We start from the raw sequence: 22,944 nt of genomic DNA, 5'->3' as shown, positions 1-22,944 counted from the left end.
CCGCGGTCGTGCCGCACCCGGTTCCTCAGCCGGAAAGGAAAGCAGTGGCGCCGTCCCGGCAGGGTCGGCTACCGTCGCCGTCATGAGACGCGCTGATGTGACGACGACGCCGGAGATCGTCCCGGCGCGCTGACATCTGTCGTGAAACGAAGCCCCGGGCGAGCGCCCGGGGCTTCGTCGTTCGGTCGCTCGCCTTTTCCCGAGCGAGGAGACCGCCATGCACGACCACCGCGATCATCCCGATCACCCCGGCGAGCAGCCCGATCGCTCCGACGACCGGCCCGGCCATCCCCGCGACCACCGTCGCCTGGGCCGTGAGCTCGACCTGTTCGACACCGACCCGCTCATCGGCAAGGGCCTGCCGTTCTGGCTGCCGGCGGGCGCGGCCGTACGGCACGCCGTGGAGGACTACGTCCACCGGGTCGAGCGGCGCGCCGGATACCGGCACGTCCACTCCCCCATCATGGGCAAACGCGAGCTGTACGAGATATCCGGGCACTGGGCGCACTACCGCCAGGACATGTTCCCGCCGATGGTCCTCGGCGGCGAGGAGTTCGTGCTGCGCCCGAGCCTGTGCCCGCACCACGCGCTGATCTTCCGTTCCCGGCCGCGCAGCCACCGGGACCTGCCGCTGCGCCTGGCGGAGCTGGGCGGCATGCACCGCGCCGAGCTGTCGGGGGTGCTCGGCGGGCTGTCCCGGGTGCGGGCCATCCAGCTCAACGACGGTCACGTGTTCTGCGCCGAGGAGGACGCGGGCCGGGAGGTGGCCGAGGCGCTGGCGTTGATCGGGCGGGCGCACCGGGCGCTGGGCATCGCCGCCTCCGGGTACCGGCTCTCGCTGCGCGGCGGCGGGGACAAGTACATCGACGACCCGGCCATGTGGGGACGGGCCGAGGCGATCCTGCGCGAGGCGCTGGAGGAGTGCGGCCTGCCGTACGAGGAGGCCGAGGGGGAGGGCGCCTTCTACGGGCCGAAGATCGACATACAGTTCACCGACCCGTCCGGGCGCGAGTCGACCCTGTCGACCGTGCAGGTGGACCTGTTCCAGCCGGGCCGCTTCGGACTGGAGTACATCGGCCCCGACCAGCGCATGCGCCGGCCGGTGATGGTGCACCGCAGCGTGGTCGGCAGCATGGAGCGGCTGGCGGCCCATCTGATCGAGGTGTACGGCGGGGCGTTCCCCGCCTGGCTGGCCCCGGTCCAGGTGGTGGCGCTGCCGGTCTCCGAGGCCGAGGTCCCGGCGGCCGGGGAGTTCCTGCGCTCGTGCGAGGAGGCCGGGCTGCGGGCCGAGCTGTCCGGGCCGGAGCGCGGCACCCTCGGGGCCCGGGTCCGCGATCACAGGCTGGTGCCGTACCAGGCGGTGGTCGGGCCGCGGGAGGCGGCGGCCGGGCTGGTCGCGCTGCGCCTGCGTGACGGGTCGCGGCGCGGGCCGCTCCCGCTCGCCGAGGCGGTCGCGCTGGTCGGGCGGGAGGCCGCCGCGCCCGGGTGACATCGTGCCGCCGCGCCCGGGTGACATCGCGCCGCCGCGCCCGGGTGCGATGACGCCGCCATGCCCGGGTGACACGGCGCCTCCGTACCCGTGCACATCACATCGCCACATCCACAAGCGTCGAACCTCTTGTTTTCCAACACACTCGGGTGTAAACAAAGGTGAAACCAAACGGAAACGGCGGTGAATCAACACCATGTACGCCGAGGAGCGGCAGCAGGAGATCCTGCGACGCGCACGGGAGGCCGGGCGCGTCGATGTGGTGACGCTGGCGGAGGAGTTCGCCGTCACCACGGAGACCGTCCGGCGCGACCTGACCGCGCTCGAGCGCGCGGGCGTGCTGCGCCGCGTGCACGGCGGCGCCATCCCGGTGGAGCGGCTGGGCTTCGAGCCGGCCCTGGCCGCCCGGGACGAGGTGATGACCCAGGAGAAGGAGCGCATCGCCAAGGCGGCCCTCGGCGAGCTGCCGGAGGACGGGTCGATCATCATCGACGCCGGGTCGACGACGGCCAGGCTGGTGCAGGCCCTGCCCGCCGACCGGGAGCTCACGGTCATCGTCAACTCCCCTCCCCTGGCCACCGTGCTGGCCGCCCGTCCCAACCTGAGCGTCATCATGCTGGGCGGCCGGGTCCGCGGGCGCACGCTGGCCACGGTCGACGACTGGGCGCTGCGCCCGCTGGCCGGCCTCCACGTGGACGTGGCCTTCATGGCGACCAACGGCTGCTCGGTGGCCAAGGGCCTGACGACGCCCGACCCCGCCGAGGCGGCGATGAAGCGGGCCATGATCGGCGCGGCGCAGCGCAGCGTGCTGCTGGCCGACCACACCAAGTTCACCAACACCTACCTGGCCCGGTTCGCGACCCTGTCGGAGATCGACATGGTGATCAGCGACACCGGCCTGGACGCGCTGACGGCGGCCGACCTCGCGGCCGCCGGGCCCGAGGTGGTCCGGGCATGATCGTGACGCTCACCCTCAACCCCAGCCTGGACCGCACCATCGAGGTCGGCGCCCTGACCCGCGGCGCGGTCATCCGCGCCGCCGCCACCCATCTCGACCCCGGCGGCAAGGGGGTCAACGTCTCCCGGGCGCTGCTGGCCAACGGGATCCGCTCCTGCGCGATCGTCCCCTTCGGCGGTGACGAGGGCGGGCGGCTCATCGGGCTGCTGTCGGCCGAGGGCATCGACATGGTCACCGTCCCCGTGACCGGCCCGACCCGCTCCAACGTCGCGCTCGCCGAACCCGACGGCACGATCACGAAGATCAACGAGCCCGGCACGGAGCTGTCCGCGGCCGAGCTCGACGCCGTCGCCGAGGCGGTGCTGGGCGCCGCCGGCTCGGCCGACTGGGTGGTCGCCTCGGGCAGCCTGCCCCCGCGGGTCCCGGCCGACCTCTACGCCCGGCTGTGCCGCCGCTTCGCCGCCGCCGGGATCCTCGTCGCGATCGACACCAGCGGGCCCGCGCTGACGGCCGCGCTGCCCGCGCGGCCCGCCCTGGTCAAGCCGAACCGCGAGGAACTGGCCGAGGCCACCGGCATGAAGATCACCACGCTCGGCGACGCGATCGAGGCGGCGGGCAGGCTGCGCGCCATGGGCGCGGGAACGGTCCTGGCCAGCCTCGGCGCCGACGGCGCGGTCCTGATCCAGGACGACGGGATCTGGTACGGCGAGGGCCCCGTCGCCGAGCCGCGCAGCACCGTCGGAGCCGGTGACGCCATGCTCGCCGGCTTCCTGGCCGCCGGGGCCCGCGGCGAGGTCGCGCTGGCCGAGGCCCTGGCCTGGGGCACCGCCGCTGTGGGCCTGCCCGGCAGCCGGATGCCCGGCCCGGCCGACATCCGCCGCGACCACATCCGCACCTCCACAGCCGATCCGGCCCTGCCGCTGCGGTCCGGGGGCTGACAGCGGCGCACCACCACCCCCCTCGACCGGCTCCCACCCGCCGGTCACCCCGGAAGGAGCACCATTAGATGACCACCGACTACACTCCCGCCGTCCAGGGGACAGGGGCGAGAGCCGCCATCCAGCGCTTCGGGGGGCACCTCGCCGGCATGATCATGCCGAACATCGGCGCGTTCATCGCTTGGGGTCTGATCACCGCCCTGTTCATCCCGACGGGATGGTTGCCCAACGAGAGCCTGGCCGCCCTCGTCGAGCCGATGGTCAAGGTCCTGCTGCCCGTCCTGATCGGTTACACCGGCGGGCGGATGGTCCACGGCCAGCGCGGGGCCGTGGTGGGCGCGGTCGCCACCATGGGCGTGGTCGTCGGCGCGGACGTGCCGATGTTCCTCGGCGCGATGATCATCGGCCCGCTGGCCGCCTACATCCTGAAGCTGGTCGACGGCTTCCTCCAGGACCGCACCAAGGCCGGCTTCGAGATGCTGGTGGACAACTTCACCGCCGGCATCGTCGGCGGCGGCGTGGCGCTGCTGGGCGTGTGGGGCATCGGCCCGATCATCGAGGCGGTGACCAAGGCCGCGGGCGAGGCGGTCGGCTGGCTGGTGGCCCACAGCCTGCTGCCGCTGGCCTCGGTCCTGATCGAACCGGCCAAGGTCCTGTTCCTCAACAACGCCATCAACCACGGCGTGCTCAGCCCGCTGGGCGTGGCCGAGGCCTCGGAGCAGGGCAAGTCGATCCTGTTCATGCTGGAGACCAACCCCGGCCCCGGTCTCGGCCTGCTGCTGGCGTTCATGTTCTTCGGGCCCCGGATGCTGCGTCCCAGCACCCCTGCCGCGATGGTCATCCACTTCTTCGGCGGCATCCACGAGATCTACTTCCCGTACGTCCTGATGAAGCCGCGCCTGATCCTGGCCGTCATCGCCGGCGGCGCCGCGGGCGTCTTCACCTTCCTCCTCACCGGCGCCGGCCTGGTGGCCCCGCCCTCCCCCGGCAGCGTCTTCGCCTACCTGGCCGTGACCCCCAAGGGCGGCTGGCTCGCCTCCATCGCCGGAATCCTGGTCGCCACCGTCGTCTCCTTCGCCGTCGCCGCGCTCCTGCTGGGCTTCGGCCGGGGCGAGAAGGAGGAGGCCGAGCAGGACGCGGCGCAGGAGGCCGCCGAGGAGAACTCCTCTGCCACCGCGTCCGTCACCACACCCGCCGCCCCGCCCGCCGCCCCGCCCGTCACAAAGGAGGCCTGACCCATGGCCGGCATCGAGAGCAAGGACATCCACAAGATCGTCATCGCCTGCGACGCGGGGATGGGCAGCAGCGTCATGCTCGCCTCCCAGGTCCGCAAGCAGCTCAAGGGGGAGGGCGTCGAGGTGGTGCACACCCCGGTCAACTCCATCCCCGGCGACGCCGACGTCGTGCTGTGCCACGCGGGCCTGGCCGACCGGGCCAGGGCCTCGGCCCCGGGCGTCGTGCTGGTCCCGTTCCAGGTCTTCATCGGCGACCCGGCGGTGACCCGGCTGATCGACACGATCAAGAAGGGCGGGACCGTCGATGCCTGAGACGGCACCGCTTCCCCTGGACCCGCGCGCCGTACGGCTGGACGCCTCGGCCGCCGACCGCGACGACGCCATCGCGCAGTGCGGCCGGGTGCTGGTGGAGATCGGCGCGGTCGAGCCCTCCTACGTCGAGGCCATGCTGGCGCGGGAGCGCTCGATCTCCACCTACGTGGGCGAGGAGGTGGCGATCCCGCACGGCACGCTCGCCGCCAAGGACGTGGTCCGCCACGACGCGATCTGCGTGCTGCGCTTCCCCGGAGGCGTCGACTGGGGCGGCGAGCGGGTGACGGTCTGCGTCGGCATCGCCGCCCGCGGCGACGGCCACGTGCGGCTGCTGTCCGAACTCGCCCAGATCCTGATGGACCCCGACAGCGCCCGGGCCCTTCGCGAGGCCGACGAGGTCTCCGAGGTGCTCTCGCTACTGCAACCGACCCAGGAGGACCAGTGAAGGTCGCCCGTTTCCACGCTCCCGGCGACATCCGCGTCGAGGACGCCCCCGAGCCCGTCGCCGGGCCCGGGGAGATCAAGATCCGCGTGCGGAACTGCTCGACCTGCGGCACCGACGCCAAGATCTTCAAGCACGGCCACCACCACATCAGGCCGCCGAGGGTCATGGGGCACGAGATCGCCGGCGAGGTCGTCGACGGGACGGAGGGCTGGGCCCCGGGCGACCGGGTACAGGTGATCGCGGCGATCCCCTGCGGGACGTGCGGGGAGTGCCGCCGGGGCCGGATGACCGTCTGCCCGAACCAGGAGTCGATGGGCTACCACTACGACGGCGGGTTCGCCGAGTACATGGTCGTGCCCGCCAAGGTCCTGGCCGTGAACGGCGTCAACCGCATCCCCGACGGCGTCGGGTTCGCCGAGGCGTCGGTGGCCGAGCCGCTGGCCTGCGTGCTCAACGGCCAGGAGCTGGCCCGCGTCGGTCAGGGCGACGACGTCGTGATCATGGGATCGGGCCCCATCGGCTGCCTGCACGTACGGCTGGCGCGCTCGCGCGGCGCGGCCCGGGTCTTCCTGCTGGACGTCAACGCCGAGCGGCTGGAGATGGCCGCCTCGCTCGTCCGGCCGGACGCGGCCGTGCACGCCGAGGGCGGCGACTCGGCCGTGGAGCAGGTGCTCAAGCTGACCGAGGGCCGGGGCGCCGACGTGGTCGTCACCGCCGCCGCCTCCGGCGCGGCCCAGGAGCAGGCCCTTCGAATGGCGGCCCGCCAGGGACGCATCAGCTTCTTCGGCGGCCTGCCCAAGGACGACCCGATCATCCGCTGCGACTCCAACCTGGTGCATTACCGGGAGCTGACCATCGTCGGCGCCAACGGGTCCAGCCCCGCGCACAACGCGCAGGCGCTGGAGCTGATCGCCGGCGGCGAGGTCCCGGTCTCCGATCTGATCACCCACCGGCTGCCGCTTCCGGAGGTCCTGGACGGGATCGGGATCGTCAGCCGGGGTGAGGCCATCAAGGTCACCGTCGAACCCTGAACCCCCCGAATCCCTCTGCGAGAGGAAGTCCCGAAGATGCCGGAGAGAACAGTCACCATCGCCTCGCGCACGGGCCTGCACGCCCGCCCAGCCAAGCTGTTCGTGCAGGCCGCGCAGGCGCAGGGCGTCCCGGTCCGGATCAGGGTCGGCGACGGCAGGCCCGCCCTGGCCACCAGCATGCTCGCCGTACTGGCGCTGGGCGCCGTCCAGGGCACGGAGGTCACCCTCACCGCGGACGACGGGCCGGGCGCGGAGGCCGCGCTCGACTCCCTGGCCGCGCTCCTGGCCCGCGACCTCGACGCCGAGGAGGCCTCCGGTGCCTGAGACGGGCACATCCCCGGCGGCCGGGGTGGCAGAGGCCGTGGTGACCGGTGCGCAGGGAACCCGGACGGCCGGGACGCAGAGGGCTCCGGCGACCGGGACGCTGCGCGGGCTGGGGGTCAGCCCGGGGCGGGCGGCCGGGCGGGTGTGCCGGATGGCCGGTCCCCCGCGCCTGCCGGACCCGCTCCCGGTCGCCGACGCCGCGCGGGAGGCCGCCCTGGCGGTGCGCGCGCTGGAGGAGGTCGCCGCGGACCTGGCCGCGCGGGCCGGCCGTACCTCCGACGCCGAGGCGGGCGCGATCCTGGAGGCGCAGTCGTTCATGGCCGCCGACTCCGGCCTGCGCGAGACGGTCGAGGAGAACGTCGCGGCGGGCATGGACGCCGGGCACGCCGTCGACGCCGCCTGCGACCACCACCGGCGCGCGCTGCTGGAGGCCGGCGGCTACTTCGCCGAACGCGCCGCCGACCTCGACGACATCCGCAACCGGGCCGTCGCCGCGGTGCTGGGGCTGCCGGTGCCCGGCATCCCCGATCCGGGCCACCCGTTCGTCCTGGTCGCCGAGGACCTCGCCCCCGCCGACACGGTGAACCTCGACCCGGCGACCGTGCTCGCCCTCGTCACCGAGAAGGGCGGGCCGACCAGCCACACCGCCATCCTCGCCCGCTCCCGCGGCCTGCCCGCCGTGGTGGCCTGCCGGGGCGCCCTGGAGATCGGCGAGGGGATCTGGGTGTCGGTCGACGGGACGGCCGGGGAGGTCGGGACCGGCCTCGGCGAACAGGACGCCGAGGAGATCCTGCGCCGGGCCGCCGACGAGCGCAGCCGCCTGGCCGCGAGCGCCGGTCCGGGACGCACGGCCGACGGCCACGGGGTCGAGCTCCTGCTCAACATCGGATCCGCCGCCGACCTGGGGGCCGGCGTGGACGCCGAGGGCGTGGGGCTCTTCAGGACCGAGTTCCTCTTCCTGGGCCGCAAGGACGCCCCCGGCTTCGAGGAGCAGGTCGCGGCCTACGAGGCGGTGCTGCGGGCCGTACCCGGCGGCAAGGTCGTGGTGCGCACGCTCGACGCCGGGACGGACAAGCCCCTGCCGTTCCTGGAGCTGCCCGAGGAGCCCAACCCGGCGCTGGGCGTGCGGGGACTGCGGGTCGGCCGCGTACGGCAGGACGTGCTCGACGTCCAGCTCGACGCCATCGCCGAGGCGGCCCGCGCGAGCGGTGTCCGGCCGTGGGTGATGGCGCCGATGGTGACGACCGTGGGCGAGGCGGCGGACTTCGCCGCGCGGGCCCGCGCGCGGGGCATCACCAGGGTGGGGGCGATGATCGAGGTCCCGGCCGCCGCCCTCAGGGCCGGCCACCTGCTGCGCGAGCTCGACTTCCTCAGCATCGGCACCAACGACCTCAGCCAGTACGCCTTCGCCGCCGACCGCCAGCACGGCGAGCTCGCCGACCTGCTCGACCCCTGGCAGGCGGGGCTGCTGCGGCTGGTGGCCGAGTGCGCGCGGGCGGGCCGGGCGGCGGGCAAGCCCGTCGGCGTGTGCGGGGAGGCCGCCGCCGATCCGCTGCTGGCCACGGTCCTGACCGGCCTCGGCGTCACCAGCCTGTCGATGTCGGCGCCGAGCCTCGCGCCGGTGCGCGAGAGGCTGGCCCGCACCTCCCTGGCCCGCTGCGAGGCCAACGCCCGCATCGCCCTGGACGCCGACGACCCGGCGGTGGCCCGCGAGGCGGTGGCCGAGGAGACCGCCGCCGAGCACGCGGCCTAGCGGAACCGATCGGCGACGTACGGCCCGGCGGAACCGGCTGACGGAGTACGGCCTCGCGGAACCGGTGCCGCACGGCGTGGCGGCGCCGTACGGCACGGCGGGTCAGCCGGCCGAGCCGGCGGTGCGCACCGGGCCGAACACGGCGCGGGTGTCGACGACCTCGCCGAAGGACGCCCAGCGGCCCTCGGCGAACCTGGCCAGCATCATCGACTCGATCGGGAAGCCGTCACCGGGGCCGGTGGACAGCGTGATCCCGGGCATCAGGGTGTCGACGGACACCTCGTCGAGGCGGCGGACCGCCTCGCGCAGCCCTTCGCGGGTGGGGCACTCCATCCGCTTGAGCGCCTGCACGAAGGCCTGCGCGGCCGTCCAGCCGAACATGGCCTGCTGGGCGGCCGGGTCCGCCTCCGGGGCGTACCGCCGCAGGCTCGCACGGTAGGCCGCGACCGCGGGGTCGTCCGCCCACTCCGGGTCGGCGGCGTCCTTCTGGTAGACCGCGCTTATGATCTCCCGCACCTTCCCGGTGTCCACTCCCGCCATCACGGCCGGGGCGACGGCCACGCTGTTGATGATGTGCAGGGGGTTCCACGAGGTGACGGCGGCGTCGACGGCCAGGGCCTGGGCCCCGAACTTGGGGGTGGTGACGCTCAGCAGCACCTCCGCCCCCGAGGCGGCGAGGTTGGCCATCTGCCCCTGCACGCCGGGGTCGGTGACCTCGTAGCTCTGCTCGGCCACGATCCGCACCCCGCTGCCGCGAACGGCGTCGGCGAAGCCGTCGCGCAGGTCCCTGCCGAAGTCGTCGTTCTGGTACAGCACCGCCACCGTGGCCGTCGGCACGGTCTCCTTCAGGTACTGGGCGTAGACCCGGGCCTCGGCCACGTAGCTGGGCTGGTAGCCGATGGTCCACGGGTGCTCCCAGTCGGTCCCCCACCGGGAGGCCCCGGTCGCCGCGAAGACCTGCGGCACCCGCCGGCGGTCGGCGTAGTCGCGCACCGCGGCGGTCGAGGGCGTGCCCACCGTCTGGAAGATCGCGAACACCTCCTCCAGCTCCACGAGCCTGCGCGCCTCCTCCACGGCCCTGGCGGGCTGGTAGCCGTCGTCGCGGACGACGAACTCGATCTTCCGGCCGTCCACCCCGCCCTCCTCGTTGACGTGACCGAAGTAGGCCCGCGCGCCCGAGGCGATCAGCCCGTAGGCCGAGGCCGGTCCGGACAGGGGATAGATCCCGCCCACCCTGATCGCGTCCCCGCTGATGCCCGTCACCTGCTGCCCGGCGCAGGCGCCGGCGGGCAGCACGTCGTCCTCCTCGGTGAGGCGGCACCCGCCCAGCGGGAGGGCCAGCACGAGCGCCAGGGCCGCCGAGACGGCGGTCCGGATCACAGGCCGGGCCGGAACGCGCGGTCCGGTCGTCTCGCGCACGGTCACCTCGCGCACGGTCATCCCCTCCCCGTCCCGCGCGTCACCGCTCCGGCGGCCATGCGCAGCAGCCCGGCCAGTCCGGTGGGGACGAAGCAGACGACCACGACGATCAGGACTCCCGAGACGATGCCCGGGACCGCGTCCCCGGCCCGCTGCGCGACGGCGGGGACGAACGTGATGAAGACCCCGCCCAGCAGCGGGCCGAGCAGCGATCCCGGGCCGCCGACCACGACGGCGGCGAGCAGGACGATCGAGAGCGTCACGGTGAAGGAGTCCGGGGAGACGAACCCGACCACCCACGCGTAGAGCGTTCCCGCCACGCCCGCGTACATCGCGCTCCACCCGAACGCCAGCGTCCGGTGGGAGTCCAGGCGCACCCCCAGGACCTCGGCCGCGGCCGGGTTCTCCCGGCCGGCCGCCAGGGCCCGGCCCGCGCGCGACTCCACCAGGTTGCGCGCCACCGCGAAGGCGGCCACCGCCACCGCCAGGACCAGCAGGTACAGCCACTGGTCGTCGGCCAGCCCGGTCCAGGACGGCGCGGCCGGCACCGGTGTCGACAGGCCCATCGACCCGCCGGTCACCGTGCCGAAACGCTTGATCACGAGCGGGACGACCACGGCGACCGCGAAGGTCACCACCGCCAGGTACGGCCCGCTCAGCCGCAGGGCCGGCCGGCCCAGGGCGAGACCGGCGCCGAAGGTGAGCAGCGCGCACACGGGCAGGGTCAGCGGGTACGGCACGCCGAGCGAGGTCGTCATGATCGCCGAGCCGTACGCGCCGACGGCCAGGAACGCTCCATGCCCGAGCGACACCCGGCCCCCGTGCCCGACCAGGAGGTTCAGCCCGAGCAGGGCGATCCCGTGGACCAGGACCATGGTGAGCTGGAAGACCCGGTAAGGCTCCAGCAGGAACGGGACGAGGCAGGCCGCCGCGGCCAGCGCCGCCAGCGTCACCCGCGGCCACGGCCAGGCCCGCCTGCGGTCACCGGCCACCTGGCCGACCGCGAGCCTGCGGTGCCCGGTCCGCCCGGCGACCTCCACGCCGCTCACCCCGTCCCCCGCACGACCGCCCGGCCCCGCCGCAGCGACAGGACCGCGACGATGACCAGCAGCGGCACGGCCACCTTGAGGTCGGCTCCGACGAACTTCACATACGTCCCGGCCAGGGTCTCGGCGACGCCGATCGCCAGCCCCGCGGCGACGGTCGTCACCGGATCGTGGAAGCCGCCCAGGACCGCGGCGGCGAAGGCGTACACGAGGACTCCGCCCATCATGTTGGGTTCGAGGAACAGCAGCGGGGCCACGAGGATCCCGGCGACCGCCCCGACACCGGCCGCCACCCCCCAGCCCAGGCTGAGCACCCTGCCGACCCGGATGCCGGACAGCCGGGCGGCGACCGGGTCGGCCACGACCGCCCGCATGATCAGCCCGGCGCCCGTGTGCCTGAAGAACAGGTGCAGCGTCAGCATCATGACGGCCACGACCCCGAGCACGCCCAGCGCCGAGAACCCGCTCTGCGCGCTGCCGAAGCTGAGGACGGCCGGGAACGGGTTGGGGAAGGACCGGACGGCGAAGGACCACACCAGCCCCGCGGCCGCGTTGACCAGGACCATCAGGCCCACCGTCACGGCCACGCAGGCCAGTTCCCCACCCCCCTCGACCCGCCGGATGACCACCCGCTCCACCAGGGCGCCCGCCGACACCGACACCGCCAGGGTGATCGGCAGCGCGGCCCAGAAGGGCAGGCCCGCCTCCAGCAGCTGCCAGGCGACGTACGTCGAGAGCATGGCGAGCTCGCCCTGGGCGAAGTTGACGATCCCGTTGAAGCGGTGCACCAGCACCAGCGCCAGAGCGAGTGCGGCGTAGACGGCGCCCAGGCTCAGCCCCTGCACCACCTGCAGCAGCAGGTCACCCATGCGACCGCCCCCAAGGCCGGGGACGACCGGGCGCAGACCGTCCTCCGGACGGCGGCCCCTGCCACACTTCGCCGGATCCCTGCCACACGTCCGGAGTGGACGGGTTCCCAGGCCCTTGCCACACGTCCGGAGTCGACGGCGGCCCGGACCCCTGCCACGTGCCGGGGCCGGGTGGACTCCCGTGCCACGGCCGCGTGCCCTGGGTGGACGGGTCTCCGGGCGGGCCCGCCATGCCCGGCGTGACCAGCCGTCCCGACTCCATGACCAGGGAGCGGGCGGCGAACTCCGCCGCCAGCTGCGTCTTCTGCTCGACCAGGATCATCGCGACCCGCTCATGGGTGCTGATCGCCCGCAGCACGTCGAACAGCCGCCGGGTGGCCAGCGGCGCCAGCCCCCGGGACGGCTCGTCGAGCAGCAGCAGCCGGGGCCTGGCCATCAGCGCGCGGCCGATCGCGAGCATCTGCCGCTCCCCGCCGCTCAGGCTCCCCGCGGGCTGGCTCAGGTGCGCCCGCAGGACCGGGAAGCAGGTCAGCACGTGACGCATGTCCTCGGCCAGCTCCGATCCCGGCCGCAGGTGCGCCCCGACGCGCAGGTTCTCCTCCACGGTGAGGGGCGCGAACACGCCCCTGCCCTCGGGGACGTGTCCCACCCCCCGGCGGGCGATCTCCTCCGGCGCCCGGCCGAGCAGTTCGGTCCCGCGCAGGCCGACCGACCCCCGGCCGCGTACCAGGCCGGACAACGCCCGCAGCAGGGTCGTCTTACCGGCGCCGTTCTGTCCCAGTACGGCGACCATCTCCCCCTCCTCCACCTCCAGGTCGACGCCCTGCAGGACCCGCGCCGGGCCGTAGCCCGTACGCAGGTTCCGCACCCGCAGGAAGGGCGGCCGGGGCACCGGGGCCCCGCCCGCCGGCGGCCTGCGGGACGGGCCGTCACCGGCCGGACCGGTCACGGCCGGCCCGCCGGGCTCGCCCACGGGACGACCCCGAGGTAGGCGTCGATGACCCGGGGGTCACGGCGGACCCGGCCGGACGCGCCGTCCGCGATCTTCCTCCCGGAGTCGAGGCAGACGATCCGCTCACACAGGTTCATCACGAACTCCATGTGGTGCTCGACGACGATGATCATGATGTCCGACGTGAGGTGCATGTCCCGCACGAGGCGGGCGAAGTCCGCGATCTCGTCGTGACCCAGGCCGCTGATCGGCTCGTCGAGCAGCAGCAGCCGGGGCCGTACGGCCAGCGCGCGGGCGATCTCCACCCGCTTCAGGGTCCCGTGCGGCAGGTGGACGGCCGGATGGTCGGCCAGCGGCAGCAGGCCCACCCGGTCCAGGGCCTCGTCGGCGATCCGCCGGATCGCCCGCTCCTCCCGGCGCACCCGGCCCGGCCGGATCGCGGCCGCGCCGAATCCGGACCGCCCGTGGCGGTGGGCGCCCACCATCACGTTCTCCCGTACTGACAGGCCGGAGAACAGCCCGAGCTGCTGGAAGGTCCTGGCGATCCCGCGCCCGGCGACCTCGTGCGGGGCCGTCCCCTCCAGGCCCGCGCCCTCGAAGCGCATCCGGCCCGCGGCGGGCTCGACCCGGCGCGTCAGGCAGTCGAACAGGGTGGTCTTGCCCGCTCCGTTCGGCCCGATCAGGCCGACCAGCTCGCCGGGGCGGACCGTGAGGTCGACCTCCGTCAGCGCGGTCACACCGCCGAACCGCACGGTCAGCCCGCCGATCTCAAGTGTCACCGTCTCTCCTGGGGATGGTGCGGCCGGGTGGGAGGAGGGGAAGTCTCCCGGCCGCGTTCCGCGCCGCGCATCGGTGAAATCACCGGTCTTGAGCCCGTCCGCGCACGTGCGTGAGGCGATCCGACACGAGCCCTTTCCTCTTTCGACACATCCGCGTAACACTGAGCCATGTTCTGCGCCTCTTCCGTCACCCGGGCACCGGTGCTCCACGGCCGCGACACGGAGCTGGACGCGCTGCGGCGCCTGATCGAGGGCGCCGCCGCCGGAGCGGGGGGCGCCCTGCTCCTGATGGGCGCGCCGGGCACGGGCAAGTCCGCGCTGCTCGACGCCGCCGCCCGCGCGGCGTCCTTTCCCGACGCACCGCCCGCCGGTTCCGCACCGGAACGGGAGACCCCCGGTGGAACGCCCTCCGAGCCCACGCCCGAGCGGAGGACCTCGGGCACGGCGCCGGAGCGGGAGGCCGCCGGTACGGCACCGGAGCGGAAAGCCCTCGGCGCGGTGCCGGAGCGGCAGGACGGTTTCGTGGTGCTCAGGACGCGCGGCACGCGGATGGAGGGCCGCCTGCCGTACGCCGGGCTGCACGCCCTGCTGCGGCCCATCGCGGACCGGTTGACGGCGCTGCCCCCGGCCCAGGCCGCGGTGCTGGGGCAGGCGCTGGAGCTGGGCACGGCCGGTGACGGGCTGGCGCTGCCCGCCGCGGTCCTCAACCTGCTGCTGGCCGTGGGACGCCCCGTCCTGGTGTGCGCCGACGACGTCCACCTCCTCGACCGGCCGAGCCGCGAGGCGCTGTTCTTCGCGGCCCGGCGCCTGGAAGGAGAGCCGATCGCGCTGCTGCTCACGGCCGACGACGTTTCCGGCGGCGTCCCCGGCAGTGTCCCCGGCGGCGTCCCGGGCGGTGGCTCCGGCGACGGCCCCGACGACTCTGACAGCGCCTTCCCCGAGGTCCCCGCCGACGTCGCCACAATCGTCCTCGGCGCTCTCACCGAGGAGGCGGCCCGGCAGGTGATCGACGACCTGGCGCCGCCCGGGCTCACCGGTGACCTGCGCGCCTCGCTGGCCCACACCGCCTGCGGCAACCCCCTGGCCCTGCGCGAGCTCGTCGGCTCGCTCACCGCCGAGCAGCTGCGCGGCACCGCCGCGCCGCCGGAGCACCCGCCGCCCGGCGGACGGCTGTGGCGCGCCCACGCCGCCCGGATCGCCCGGCTGCCCCGCACCGCCGCGGACCTGGTGCTGCTCATCGCGGCCGATCCCGCCCTGGACACCGCGACCCTGCTGCGGGCCGCCGATCCGCGCCGCGCGCCGGCCGTACCGCACAGAGGCGGTCTCCACAAGGACAGCCGGCACGAAGACAGCCCGCACAGGGACAGTCCCCGCAAAGGCGGTCCCCGTCCCGCGTCGCGGGAGGCCCGGAGGCAGGACGCCGAGCGGGCGCTCGCCGCGCTGGAGGCCGCCGAACGGGCGGGCGTCGTGGTCCGGCTGGAGGGGGACCGGTACGGCTTCCGCGATCCGCTGGTGCGCGCGGTGGTGTACGGCGAGGCGCCGGCCGCCGGACGGCGCGCGGCCCACCTGAGGCTCGCCGCCCTCCTGGACCAGGACCACCAGCGGCTGCGCCGGGCCTGGCACCGGGCGGTCGCGCTGGACGGGCCCGCGGAACGGCTGGCCGACGAACTGGTGGAGGAGCTGTCACGGATCTCGGACGGCGCGGCGGGCGGGCGCGACGGCTTCCCCGAGCCGTTCCGCGTCATGGAGCGGGCCGCGGAGCTGACGGCGCGCGGCGACGCCCGGGCGGCCCGGCTGGCCGCCGCCGCCCGTCACGCCTGGCACGCCGGCCTCCCGCAGCGCGCCCGGTCGCTGCTCAACCGGCTCAACCTCCTCAGCTCCCTGACCCTCTCCGAGGAGGTGCGCGGGCGGGCCGAGCTGGTCAGGGGCAGTCTGGAGCTGCGCAGCGGCAAGACGGGCAACGCCTGCGACGAACTGCTGGCGGCCGCCGAGTGGCTGCTCGACCGCGACCGGGAGCAGGCCGTGCGCGCGCTGGTGCGCGCGAGCGAGGCCAGCTACATGGCCGGCGACACCCACCGCTTCCTCGACATCACGCGCCGCGCCGCCACCCTGCGCAGCCCGGACGACCCGCCGGCCACGCGGCTGATGTTCGAGTATCTGGCGGGCATGGCGGCGACCTTCCGCGGACGGCACCGGGAGGCGGCGGCGCCCCTGCGCCGGGTGGTGGAGCTGGCCCCCTCGGTGGACAACCCCTCCGTGCTGGTCTGGGCGTGCGTGTCCAGCCTCCTGCTGGGCGACGACGCCCAGGCGCTGACGCTGTCCACCCGGGCCATCGAGACCGCGCGCGCCCAGGGTGCGGTCTCCACGGTGCCGCAGGTGCTGGAGTTCCTGATCCAGGCCGAGCTCTGGCTGGGCCGCTACTCCTCCATGGCGGCCAACGCGATGGAGGGCCTGCGGCTGGCGCAGGAGACCGGCAGGCTCAACAGCGCGGCCCAGCACCTGGCCTGGCTCTCCCTGGCCGCCGCCGTGGAGGGCGACGAGGAGGCCTGCCGGATCAGGGCGGGAAGCGCGATCGAACTGGCCGACGCCCACGGCCTGGGCATCGCCAGCGCGATCAGCGGCTGGGCGCTGGCCCACCTCGACGTCGCCGCGGGCCGCCACGCGAGCGCGGCCGGCAGGCTGCGGGCGGTGGCCCGGGCCGACGGGACCGGCGGCCATCTCGTCATCCGCGTCATGGCGACCCCGCACTTCGTGGAGGCGGCCGCGCGCACCGGCGACGTCAGGCACGCGCGGGCGGCCCTGGCGGTGCTGGACCGCTGGGTGGCCAGTACGGGCAGCCCGGACCGCCTGGCGCTGGCGGCGCGCTGCCACGCGCTGCTGGCTGGACCCGGGGAGGCCGAGGAGCGCTTCCGCCACGCGCTGGACCTGCACCACCGGGGCTCCTGCGCGTTCGAGACGGCCCGCACGCAGCTGTTGTTCGGCAGCGCGCTGCGCCGTAACCGGCGTCCCGGGGCGGCCAGGGAGCATCTGCACGGCGCCCTGGAGACCTTCGAGCGGTACGGCGCGCGGCTGTGGGCCGAGCAGGCGCGCGGCGAGCTGCGCGCCTCCGGGGAGGCGCCGCCGTCCCGCAGGCCCAGGGGCCGCATCCGCGGGACGGGCACGGCCACGGTGGAAATGGGCGCGGTCGGAACGGGCGCAGGAGGGATGGGTCCGGGAGGGATGGGTCCGGGAGGGATGGGCGCAGCGGGGATGGGCGCGGTGGAGCCGGCCGGGGCGGCCGGGGCGGCGGTCCAGGCGCTGACGGCCCAGCAGCTGCAGATCGCCCGGCTGGTCGCCGGCGGGGCCACCAACCGCGAGGTGGCCGCCCGGCTGTACCTGAGCCCGCGCACCGTCGAGCACCACCTCAGGAACGTCTTCTCCCGGCTCGGCATCCGTTCCCGGGTCGACCTGGTGCGACTGCTTTCGTGACCGCCCACCCGAGACAAGTGATTTCACCGATGCACTGACAACCCTGACACCGCGAAAGTGTCTCCAGTCAACGTTCCGAGGGGGACCGCGGGAGCGCCGGCCCCGCCGTCACACGCGGCGGCGGGGCCAGGGCGTGGCCTCCGGCCCGCCACCCGGTCCCCCTCCTACGGACAGGAGTACGTCACGTGCAGTCACACCCCCCGATCTCCGCAAGCCGCCGGGCCAGGGTCCTCGCGAAGCTGACCCTGGCGCTCGCCCTCGCCGCCGGGACCGGTGCGATCGCCCCCGCCGCGCACGCCGCCGCCGGGTACGAGCGCGGTCCCGAGCCCACCGAGGCCATCCTGGCCGCCACCCGCGGCCCGTTCTCCGTCGCCGACACCAACGTCTCGTCCCTGGTGGTGAGCGGCTTCGGCGGAGGAACGATCTACTACCCGACCGACACCAGCCAGGGGACCTTCGGCGGCGTCGTCATCGCCCCGGGCTACACCGCGAGCAAGTCCAGCATGGCCTGGCTCGCCGAGCGGCTCGCCTCCCACGGGTTCGTGGTCTTCAACATCGACACCATCACCCGTTCGGACCAGCCCGACAGCCGCGGCCGGCAGATCCTGGCCGCCGCCGACTACCTGACGGAGAACAGCAGCATCACGGTCCGCAGCCGGCTCGACTCCAGCCGCATCGGCGTCATGGGCCACTCCATGGGCGGCGGCGGCACCCTCGCGGCGGCCAACAGCCGCCCGTCGCTGCAGGCGGCCGTGCCCCTGACCCCCTGGCACCTCGACAAGAGCTGGGGAGGCGTCCGGGTCCCGACGATGATCATCGGAGCGGAGAACGACTCGATCGCCTCGGTGAGCTCGCACTCCGAGCCGTTCTACAACAGCCTCTCCGGCGCTCCGGAGAAGGCGTACCTGGAGCTCAACGGCGCCAGCCACTTCGCGCCCAACAGCGACAACGACACGATCGCCAAGTACGCCATCTCCTGGATCAAGCGCTTCGTCGACGACGACCTGCGCTACGACCGGTTCCTGTGCCCGCCCCCGAACCGCAGCACGACCATCGAGGAGTACCGCTCCTCCTGCCCCCACTCGTAACCCGTAACAACCCGTCCCCGCACGGGGACGCGTGATCGCGGCGGCCGTCCGTCAGGGCGGCCGCCGTTCCACGTCCCAGCCGCCGTTCCACGTCCCAGCCGCCGTTCCACGTCCCGGCCGCCGCTCCGCCGGTCCCCGGTCCCGCCGTCAGGGCAGCAGCCGGTAGAACCGCCAGAAGCCGAAGTCCTCGATCGGCAGGACCTCCACGTCGCGGAAGCCCGCCTCGGCGGCGTAGCGGCGCAGGGTCTCCGGGCGCATCACGGTCCCGGTGCCGGCGGAGGGCTGGTGCGCCATCCCGTCGGGCAGGCAGATGAGCAGGCTGAAGCCGTACAGCAGCCGCTCGGTGTCGTCGGCCGGGGCGGTGAAGGTCTCACCGGCGGCCTCGTCCATGACGATGACCGCGCCGCCCGGCTTGACCGCCCGCCGTACCGCGGCCAGGGTCTCCACCGGCCGGGACATGTCGTGCAGGCACTCGAAGGCGAAGACCGCGTCGTAGCGGCCCTCCTCCAGCAGGGTCGCGTCGCCGTGGTGGAAGGCCAGCCGTCCGCCGTCGGAGAGGCCGGCCGCCTTGGCGTTGCGCTCGGCCAGCTCGATGGAGGGCGCGTCGACGTCGACGCCCTCGACGAGGGCCTGCGGATAGGCACGGGCCAGCGCGATGGCGGACCATCCCCCGCCGCAGCCGACGTCGGCCAGGCGGGCGCCGGGACGGCGCAGCACCGCGTCGAGGTCGGTCACCCCGGCCAGCGCGGGCGTGAGCGCGGTCTCGAACCAGGGCCGGTTCATGTCGGCCTGGGACTCGCGCACGTCCGTCCCGAACGTGGCCCAGCCGACACCGCCGCCGCCGCGGTAGGCCTCCAGCAGGGCGGGGGTGTGCACCGCGGCCCCGGCGAGCATGCGGGCCAGCGGGGCCAGGTAGGCCAGGCTGGACTCGTCGGTCAGCACCTCGGCCGCCCCGGCGGGCAGGGTGAAACGGCCGTCGGCGCCGATGGTCAGGATCCCGGCGGCGCCCTGCTGCTCCAGCCATTCGCGGGCGTAGCGCTCGTGGCCTCCCGCCCGGGCGCTCAGCTCGGCGGCGGTGGCCGGGCCGTGCGCGGCCAGCGCCCGGTACCAGCCCAGGCGGTCACCGAGGTGGATCGACAGGATCTCGATCGTGCCGAGCGCGGCCCGGAACAGCCGGTCGGCGAACTCGTCCGTGGTCATGGTCATGCTCTCTCCCTGGGTCGTTTCACCGATGCTCGACGGGAGCGCTGTCAAAACGCTGCCGCCGGACTGTCACCTCCGGCCTGGGAACGACGACGGTGTCATCCTGGATCTGCGAGATTCACGAGATGTCTGCATTGTTCATGACATCCCATAGAGAGGGCCGCGGAAGTGCTGTTACCGGATGGATGCGGCTGGAGTTACGGATGGGAGGGATGTGGCAATAGGGTTTACGAGTTATGACCGGGATCGTAGGCAATCGCGGGCGCAAGCCCTTTTTGTGGCTACTCGCCTTCGGCGGGGCGGCCACGCTCCTGGTCGGCGGCAGCGGTGTCGTGAGCGTGCCCGCCACTCCGGCCCCCGCCGCCACCGGACCCGTCCCCGGCACGCCCGCCCCGACCGCGGTGGCGCAGGCCGCGGTCCCCTCCGGAGCGGTGCCGACGGTACGGCCCACCGGAACGCTCCACCCCGTCGGCGGGTCCGCGACCGCACCCGCCACCGGACCTGCGACCGCGCCCACCACCGGACCTGCGACGGCACCCGCGACCGGAGCCGCCACGGCCCCCACGACGGCGCCCGCGACCGGCGCCACGACGTCTCCCCGGTCCGCTAACGGCGCGGCGACGACGCCTCCGGCCCCGCCCTCCGGCCCGACCGTGACGCCCGGCCCGACGGCGTCCCCCGGCCCGGCCGTGACGCCCGCTCCCACCGGGGCGCCTCAGCCTTCGGTGACCCCCACTCCCGCGCCGGTGCCGGACTCCGATCCGCGGGAGATCCGCCCGGAGACGCTGTTCGTCAACGGCCGGCAGCAGCCGGTCAAGGTCCGCGTACCCCGCTCCGCGAGCGGCCGTTACCGGGTCGTCCCCGGCGAGGCCCCGCCTCCCCGCGGCAAGGGGAAGGTCGTCCGCTACATCGTCGAGGTCGAGCGCGGGCTCCCCTTCGACGCGGAGGAGTTCGCCCACGAGGTGCACCGGACCCTCAACGACCGGCGCAGCTGGGGGTTCCGCTTCAAGCGGGTCTCGCGCGGGCCGGTCAAGATCCGGGTGTCGCTGTCCAGCCCGGCGATGACGGACCGCCGGTGCCTGCCGTTGCGCACCCTCGGCCTGCTGTCCTGCTGGAACGGCGGACGCGCGGTCATCAACGCGATGCGCTGGAACGAGGGCGTGCCGGGCTACCGCGGCGACGTCGCCTCCTACCGGGAGTACGTCGTCAACCACGAGGTCGGCCACGGACTGGGCCACGGTCACGTCTCCTGCCCCGGCCCCGGCAGGCGCGCCCCGATCATGCTCCAGCAGACCAAGTCCCTGCACGGCTGCCGCCCCAACCCCTGGCCCTTCCCGAAGCGCTGACCCCACGGGCACCGGCGGCCGGGCACCTGGCGTACGGTCGCGGTAAAAACCCGTCGAAGGGCCTGCCCGTGTCCGTTGCCCCTCATCCCCGCATCACCCTGGACGCCATGCTGCGGGACCTGGAGGATCTCGTCGTCTGCGAGTCCTTCTCCGCCGACCTGGCCGCGGTCGCCCGCAGCGCCGGGGTCGTCGCCGAGCAGGGCGCCCGCCTGCTCGGGGCCGGCCCCGAGACCGTCGTCGTCGACGGCGTCACCCACCTGCGCTGGACCTTCGGCACGCCCCGGGTGCTCGTCCTGGGCCACCACGACACGGTCTGGCCGATCGGCACGCTGCGGGACATCCCCTGGTCGGTGACCGGCGGGATCGCCCGGGGACCGGGTGTGTTCGACATGAAGGCCGGACTGGTCCAGGCCTTCCACGCGCTGGCCTCGCTGCCGTCGCTGGAGGGGGTGTGCATCCTGGTCACCGGTGACGAGGAGGTCGGCTCGACGAGCTCACGCGCCCTGGTCGAGGAGGCGGCCCGCGGATGCGCGGCGACGTTCGTCCTGGAGGCGAGCGCCGACGGCGGCGCGCTGAAGACCGCGCGCAAGGGCACCTCGAACTACGACGTCGTGGTGCACGGCAAGGCCGCCCACGCGGGCCTGGAACCCGCCAAGGGCGCCAACGCCGCGATCGAGCTGGCCCACCAGATCCTCGCCGTCGAGGGCATCGCCGCCCTCGCCGACGCGGACGATCGCAGCGGTCCGAACGCCCAGAACGGGCCGGACGACCACGGCGACGCCGACAGCCGGAACGGCGCAGGCGGCCGGGGTACGGCGGGCGCCGCCGTACCGACCGCGCCGGAATCCGGGACCACGGTTCCGCGAGAGGCCCGGGGCACGGTCACGCCGGGAGCCGGGATCACGGCAGCCCTGGGAGCCGGGTCCACAGTGGCGTCGGGGATGGGGACCACGGTCACGCCGACGGTGGTGAGCGCCGGGACCACGGTCAACACGGTGCCCGCGCTGGGCCGTGTGTCGGTGGACGTGCGGGCGCCCTCCGCGGCCGCGCAGGAGCGGGTGGACGCGCTGATGCGGGCGTTGTCCCCACGGCTGGCCGGGACCCGGCTGGAGATCCTGGGCGGCCCGAACCGGCCGCCGATGGAGGAGTCCTCCTCCGTCGAGCTGCTCGCGCTGGCCCGGCGGATCGCCGCCGGACTCGGTCTGGGGCACCTGGCCGCGACGGCCGTGGGCGGAGCCTCCGACGGCAACTTCACCGCGGGCGTGGGGTGCCCCACCCTCGACGGGCTCGGCGCGGTCGGGGGCGGCGCCCACGCCCGCGACGAGCACGTGATCGTGGCCGAGATGCCGGGCCGGGCGGCGCTGCTGGCCGGCCTCGTCGAGGCGGTGCTGGCCGGAACGGCGGCGCGGTGAACCGGCGCGCCCAGGGGGACGGCATGAATCGCAACGCGGCGGGTCAGGACGGCGCGGGACGTACGGCGGGCGGGGTCGTGGTGCGGGAGTTGCACTCTCTTCAGGAGTTCGGGGAGGTCTTCCGGCTCTTCGACCGCATCTGGCGGCCCGATCCCGGCAACCCGCCCGCCACGGTCGAGCTGATGCGGGCGTTGTCGCACGCGGGCAACTACGTGGCCGGGGCCTACGAGGACGGGCGGCTGGCCGGCGCCTCGGTCGGGTTCCTGGCGGCCCCGGCGGGCAAGGCGCTGCACTCCCACGTCACCGGCACCTCGGCCGGGCGCGGGATCGGATTCGCCCTCAAGCTCCACCAGCGCTCGTGGGCCCTGGAACGCGGCCTGGACCGGGTCACCTGGACCTACGACCCGCTGGTACGGCGCAACGCCCACTTCAACCTGGTCAAGCTGGGCGCGATGCCGGAGGAGTACCTGCCGTCGTTCTACGGTGCCATGGGGGACGCGATCAACGCCGGGGACGAGTCGGACCGGGTCCTGGCCGTCTGGCGGCTGGCGGAGCCGCACGTGGCGGCCGCCGCACGGCGTGAGCCGTACCTGCCGGATGTGCCTGCGGACGCGGTGACCGGGCTGGCAGAGCGGGACGGCCGCCCGGTCTCCGGGCGGACCGACGCGCGGGTGGTGCTGGTGACGGTGCCCGGTGACATCGAGGACCTGCGGCGGCGGGATCCGGGAGCGGCCAAGGCGTGGCGGCACGCCGTACGGGAAGTGCTGGGCGGGCTCATGGAAGAGGGCGCCAAAGTCACCGGATTTCACCAGAAATCGTGTTATGTCGTGGAACGCCCCTCCTAACCGCCGGAAACACCCGCGCCCCGCCCGAACCA

20 protein-coding genes are annotated in these 22,944 nt (G+C 74.4%); 14 read left to right on the top strand and 6 right to left on the bottom strand.

The window, feature by feature from the left end; translation table 11 throughout:
* Window positions 1-217 precede the first annotated feature (217 nt).
* From thrS to ptsP, 9 genes are all read left to right on the top strand, one after another.
* Window positions 218-1,489: a threonine--tRNA ligase gene (gene thrS / locus Psi01_RS32265; protein WP_204067913.1), complete on the top strand. Its 1,272-nt coding sequence runs from the start codon at window positions 218-220 to the stop codon at window positions 1,487-1,489.
* A 196-nt stretch (window positions 1,490-1,685) separates the two neighbouring features.
* A complete protein-coding gene (locus Psi01_RS32260; protein WP_204067912.1) occupies window positions 1,686-2,447 on the top strand; it encodes a DeoR/GlpR family DNA-binding transcription regulator in 762 nt (253 codons plus the stop codon).
* Window positions 2,444-3,385 (top strand): 1-phosphofructokinase, encoded by a 942-nt coding sequence (gene pfkB / locus Psi01_RS32255; RefSeq protein ID WP_204067911.1) that lies wholly within the window; start codon window positions 2,444-2,446, stop codon window positions 3,383-3,385. Before Psi01_RS32260 ends, pfkB begins: the two co-directional genes overlap by 4 nt.
* A 68-nt stretch (window positions 3,386-3,453) precedes the next feature.
* Window positions 3,454-4,620 carry a mannitol-specific PTS transporter subunit IIC gene (gene mtlA, locus Psi01_RS32250; RefSeq protein WP_239128181.1) on the top strand — a complete coding sequence of 389 codons (1,167 nt, stop codon included), beginning with the start codon at window positions 3,454-3,456 and terminating at the stop codon, window positions 4,618-4,620.
* 3 nt (window positions 4,621-4,623) lie between these two features.
* Window positions 4,624-4,932 (top strand): PTS sugar transporter subunit IIBC family protein, encoded by a 309-nt coding sequence (locus Psi01_RS43645; protein WP_239128180.1) that lies wholly within the window; start codon window positions 4,624-4,626, stop codon window positions 4,930-4,932.
* Window positions 4,925-5,377, top strand: a complete 453-nt coding sequence (locus Psi01_RS32245) for a PTS mannitol transporter subunit IIA (RefSeq protein ID WP_204067910.1) — start codon at window positions 4,925-4,927, stop codon at window positions 5,375-5,377. The genes Psi01_RS43645 and Psi01_RS32245 overlap by 8 nt, the downstream gene beginning before the upstream one ends.
* Window positions 5,374-6,408, top strand: a complete 1,035-nt coding sequence (locus Psi01_RS32240) for a zinc-dependent dehydrogenase (protein WP_204067909.1) — start codon at window positions 5,374-5,376, stop codon at window positions 6,406-6,408. The genes Psi01_RS32245 and Psi01_RS32240 overlap by 4 nt, the downstream gene beginning before the upstream one ends.
* A gap of 36 nt (window positions 6,409-6,444) precedes the next feature.
* Window positions 6,445-6,732, top strand: a complete 288-nt coding sequence (locus Psi01_RS32235) for an HPr family phosphocarrier protein (protein ID WP_204067908.1) — start codon at window positions 6,445-6,447, stop codon at window positions 6,730-6,732.
* A gap of 40 nt (window positions 6,733-6,772) precedes the next feature.
* Window positions 6,773-8,485 carry a phosphoenolpyruvate--protein phosphotransferase gene (gene ptsP, locus Psi01_RS32230; RefSeq protein WP_204067980.1) on the top strand — a complete coding sequence of 571 codons (1,713 nt, stop codon included), beginning with the start codon at window positions 6,773-6,775 and terminating at the stop codon, window positions 8,483-8,485.
* A gap of 102 nt (window positions 8,486-8,587) precedes the next feature.
* On the opposite strand, the gene Psi01_RS32225 is transcribed toward ptsP, so the two are convergent.
* The 5 genes from Psi01_RS32225 to Psi01_RS32205 are packed head-to-tail and all read right to left on the bottom strand — an operon-like array spanning window position 8,588 to window position 13,550.
* On the bottom strand, window positions 8,588-9,919 hold the full coding sequence (locus tag Psi01_RS32225) for an ABC transporter substrate-binding protein (RefSeq protein WP_239128179.1): 1,332 nt from the start codon (window positions 9,917-9,919) through the stop codon (window positions 8,588-8,590).
* Between the two features lie 2 nt (window positions 9,920-9,921).
* Window positions 9,922-10,953: a branched-chain amino acid ABC transporter permease gene (locus Psi01_RS32220; protein ID WP_204067906.1), complete on the bottom strand. Its 1,032-nt coding sequence runs from the start codon at window positions 10,951-10,953 to the stop codon at window positions 9,922-9,924.
* Window positions 10,950-11,819 carry a branched-chain amino acid ABC transporter permease gene (locus Psi01_RS32215; protein WP_204067905.1) on the bottom strand — a complete coding sequence of 290 codons (870 nt, stop codon included), beginning with the start codon at window positions 11,817-11,819 and terminating at the stop codon, window positions 10,950-10,952. The genes Psi01_RS32220 and Psi01_RS32215 overlap by 4 nt, the downstream gene beginning before the upstream one ends.
* Window positions 11,812-12,792, bottom strand: coding sequence for an ABC transporter ATP-binding protein (locus tag Psi01_RS32210; RefSeq protein WP_239128178.1), 981 nt, complete (start codon window positions 12,790-12,792; stop codon window positions 11,812-11,814). The genes Psi01_RS32215 and Psi01_RS32210 overlap by 8 nt, the downstream gene beginning before the upstream one ends.
* Window positions 12,765-13,550, bottom strand: coding sequence for an ABC transporter ATP-binding protein (locus tag Psi01_RS32205; RefSeq protein ID WP_204067904.1), 786 nt, complete (start codon window positions 13,548-13,550; stop codon window positions 12,765-12,767). Before Psi01_RS32205 ends, Psi01_RS32210 begins: the two co-directional genes overlap by 28 nt.
* A 168-nt stretch (window positions 13,551-13,718) precedes the next feature.
* Between Psi01_RS32205 and Psi01_RS32200 the strand changes: the two genes are divergently transcribed.
* Window positions 13,719-17,018 carry a helix-turn-helix transcriptional regulator gene (locus Psi01_RS32200; RefSeq protein ID WP_204067903.1) on the top strand — a complete coding sequence of 1,100 codons (3,300 nt, stop codon included), beginning with the start codon at window positions 13,719-13,721 and terminating at the stop codon, window positions 17,016-17,018.
* Window positions 17,019-17,203: 185 nt separating this feature from the next.
* Window positions 17,204-18,106 carry an alpha/beta hydrolase family protein gene (locus Psi01_RS32195; protein ID WP_239128177.1) on the top strand — a complete coding sequence of 301 codons (903 nt, stop codon included), beginning with the start codon at window positions 17,204-17,206 and terminating at the stop codon, window positions 18,104-18,106.
* 147 nt (window positions 18,107-18,253) lie between these two features.
* Here the strand turns inward: Psi01_RS32195 and Psi01_RS32190 are convergent, their stop codons facing one another.
* Complete coding sequence (locus Psi01_RS32190; RefSeq protein WP_204067902.1) at window positions 18,254-19,312, bottom strand: class I SAM-dependent methyltransferase; 1,059 nt, start codon at window positions 19,310-19,312, stop codon at window positions 18,254-18,256.
* 233 nt (window positions 19,313-19,545) lie between these two features.
* On the opposite strand from Psi01_RS32190, the gene Psi01_RS43640 reads away from it, so the two are divergent.
* The 3 genes from Psi01_RS43640 (at window position 19,546) to Psi01_RS32175 (ending at window position 22,912) form a co-directional block, all read left to right on the top strand.
* On the top strand, window positions 19,546-20,655 hold the full coding sequence (locus Psi01_RS43640) for a DUF3152 domain-containing protein (RefSeq protein ID WP_239128176.1): 1,110 nt from the start codon (window positions 19,546-19,548) through the stop codon (window positions 20,653-20,655).
* Window positions 20,656-20,723: 68 nt separating this feature from the next.
* Window positions 20,724-22,067, top strand: coding sequence for a M20/M25/M40 family metallo-hydrolase (locus tag Psi01_RS32180; protein WP_239128175.1), 1,344 nt, complete (start codon window positions 20,724-20,726; stop codon window positions 22,065-22,067).
* Between the two features lie 23 nt (window positions 22,068-22,090).
* Window positions 22,091-22,912 carry a GNAT family N-acetyltransferase gene (locus tag Psi01_RS32175; protein WP_204067901.1) on the top strand — a complete coding sequence of 274 codons (822 nt, stop codon included), beginning with the start codon at window positions 22,091-22,093 and terminating at the stop codon, window positions 22,910-22,912.
* Window positions 22,913-22,944: the final 32 nt, after the last annotated feature.

The organism is Paraplanobispora siamensis (genome assembly GCF_016863175.1).
In the GTDB taxonomy this organism is placed as follows: Bacteria; Actinomycetota; Actinomycetes; order Streptosporangiales; family Streptosporangiaceae; genus Planobispora; species Planobispora siamensis.
Note: the sequence above shows the minus strand (reverse complement) of the source record. Positions and strands in the feature narration are given on the sequence as shown.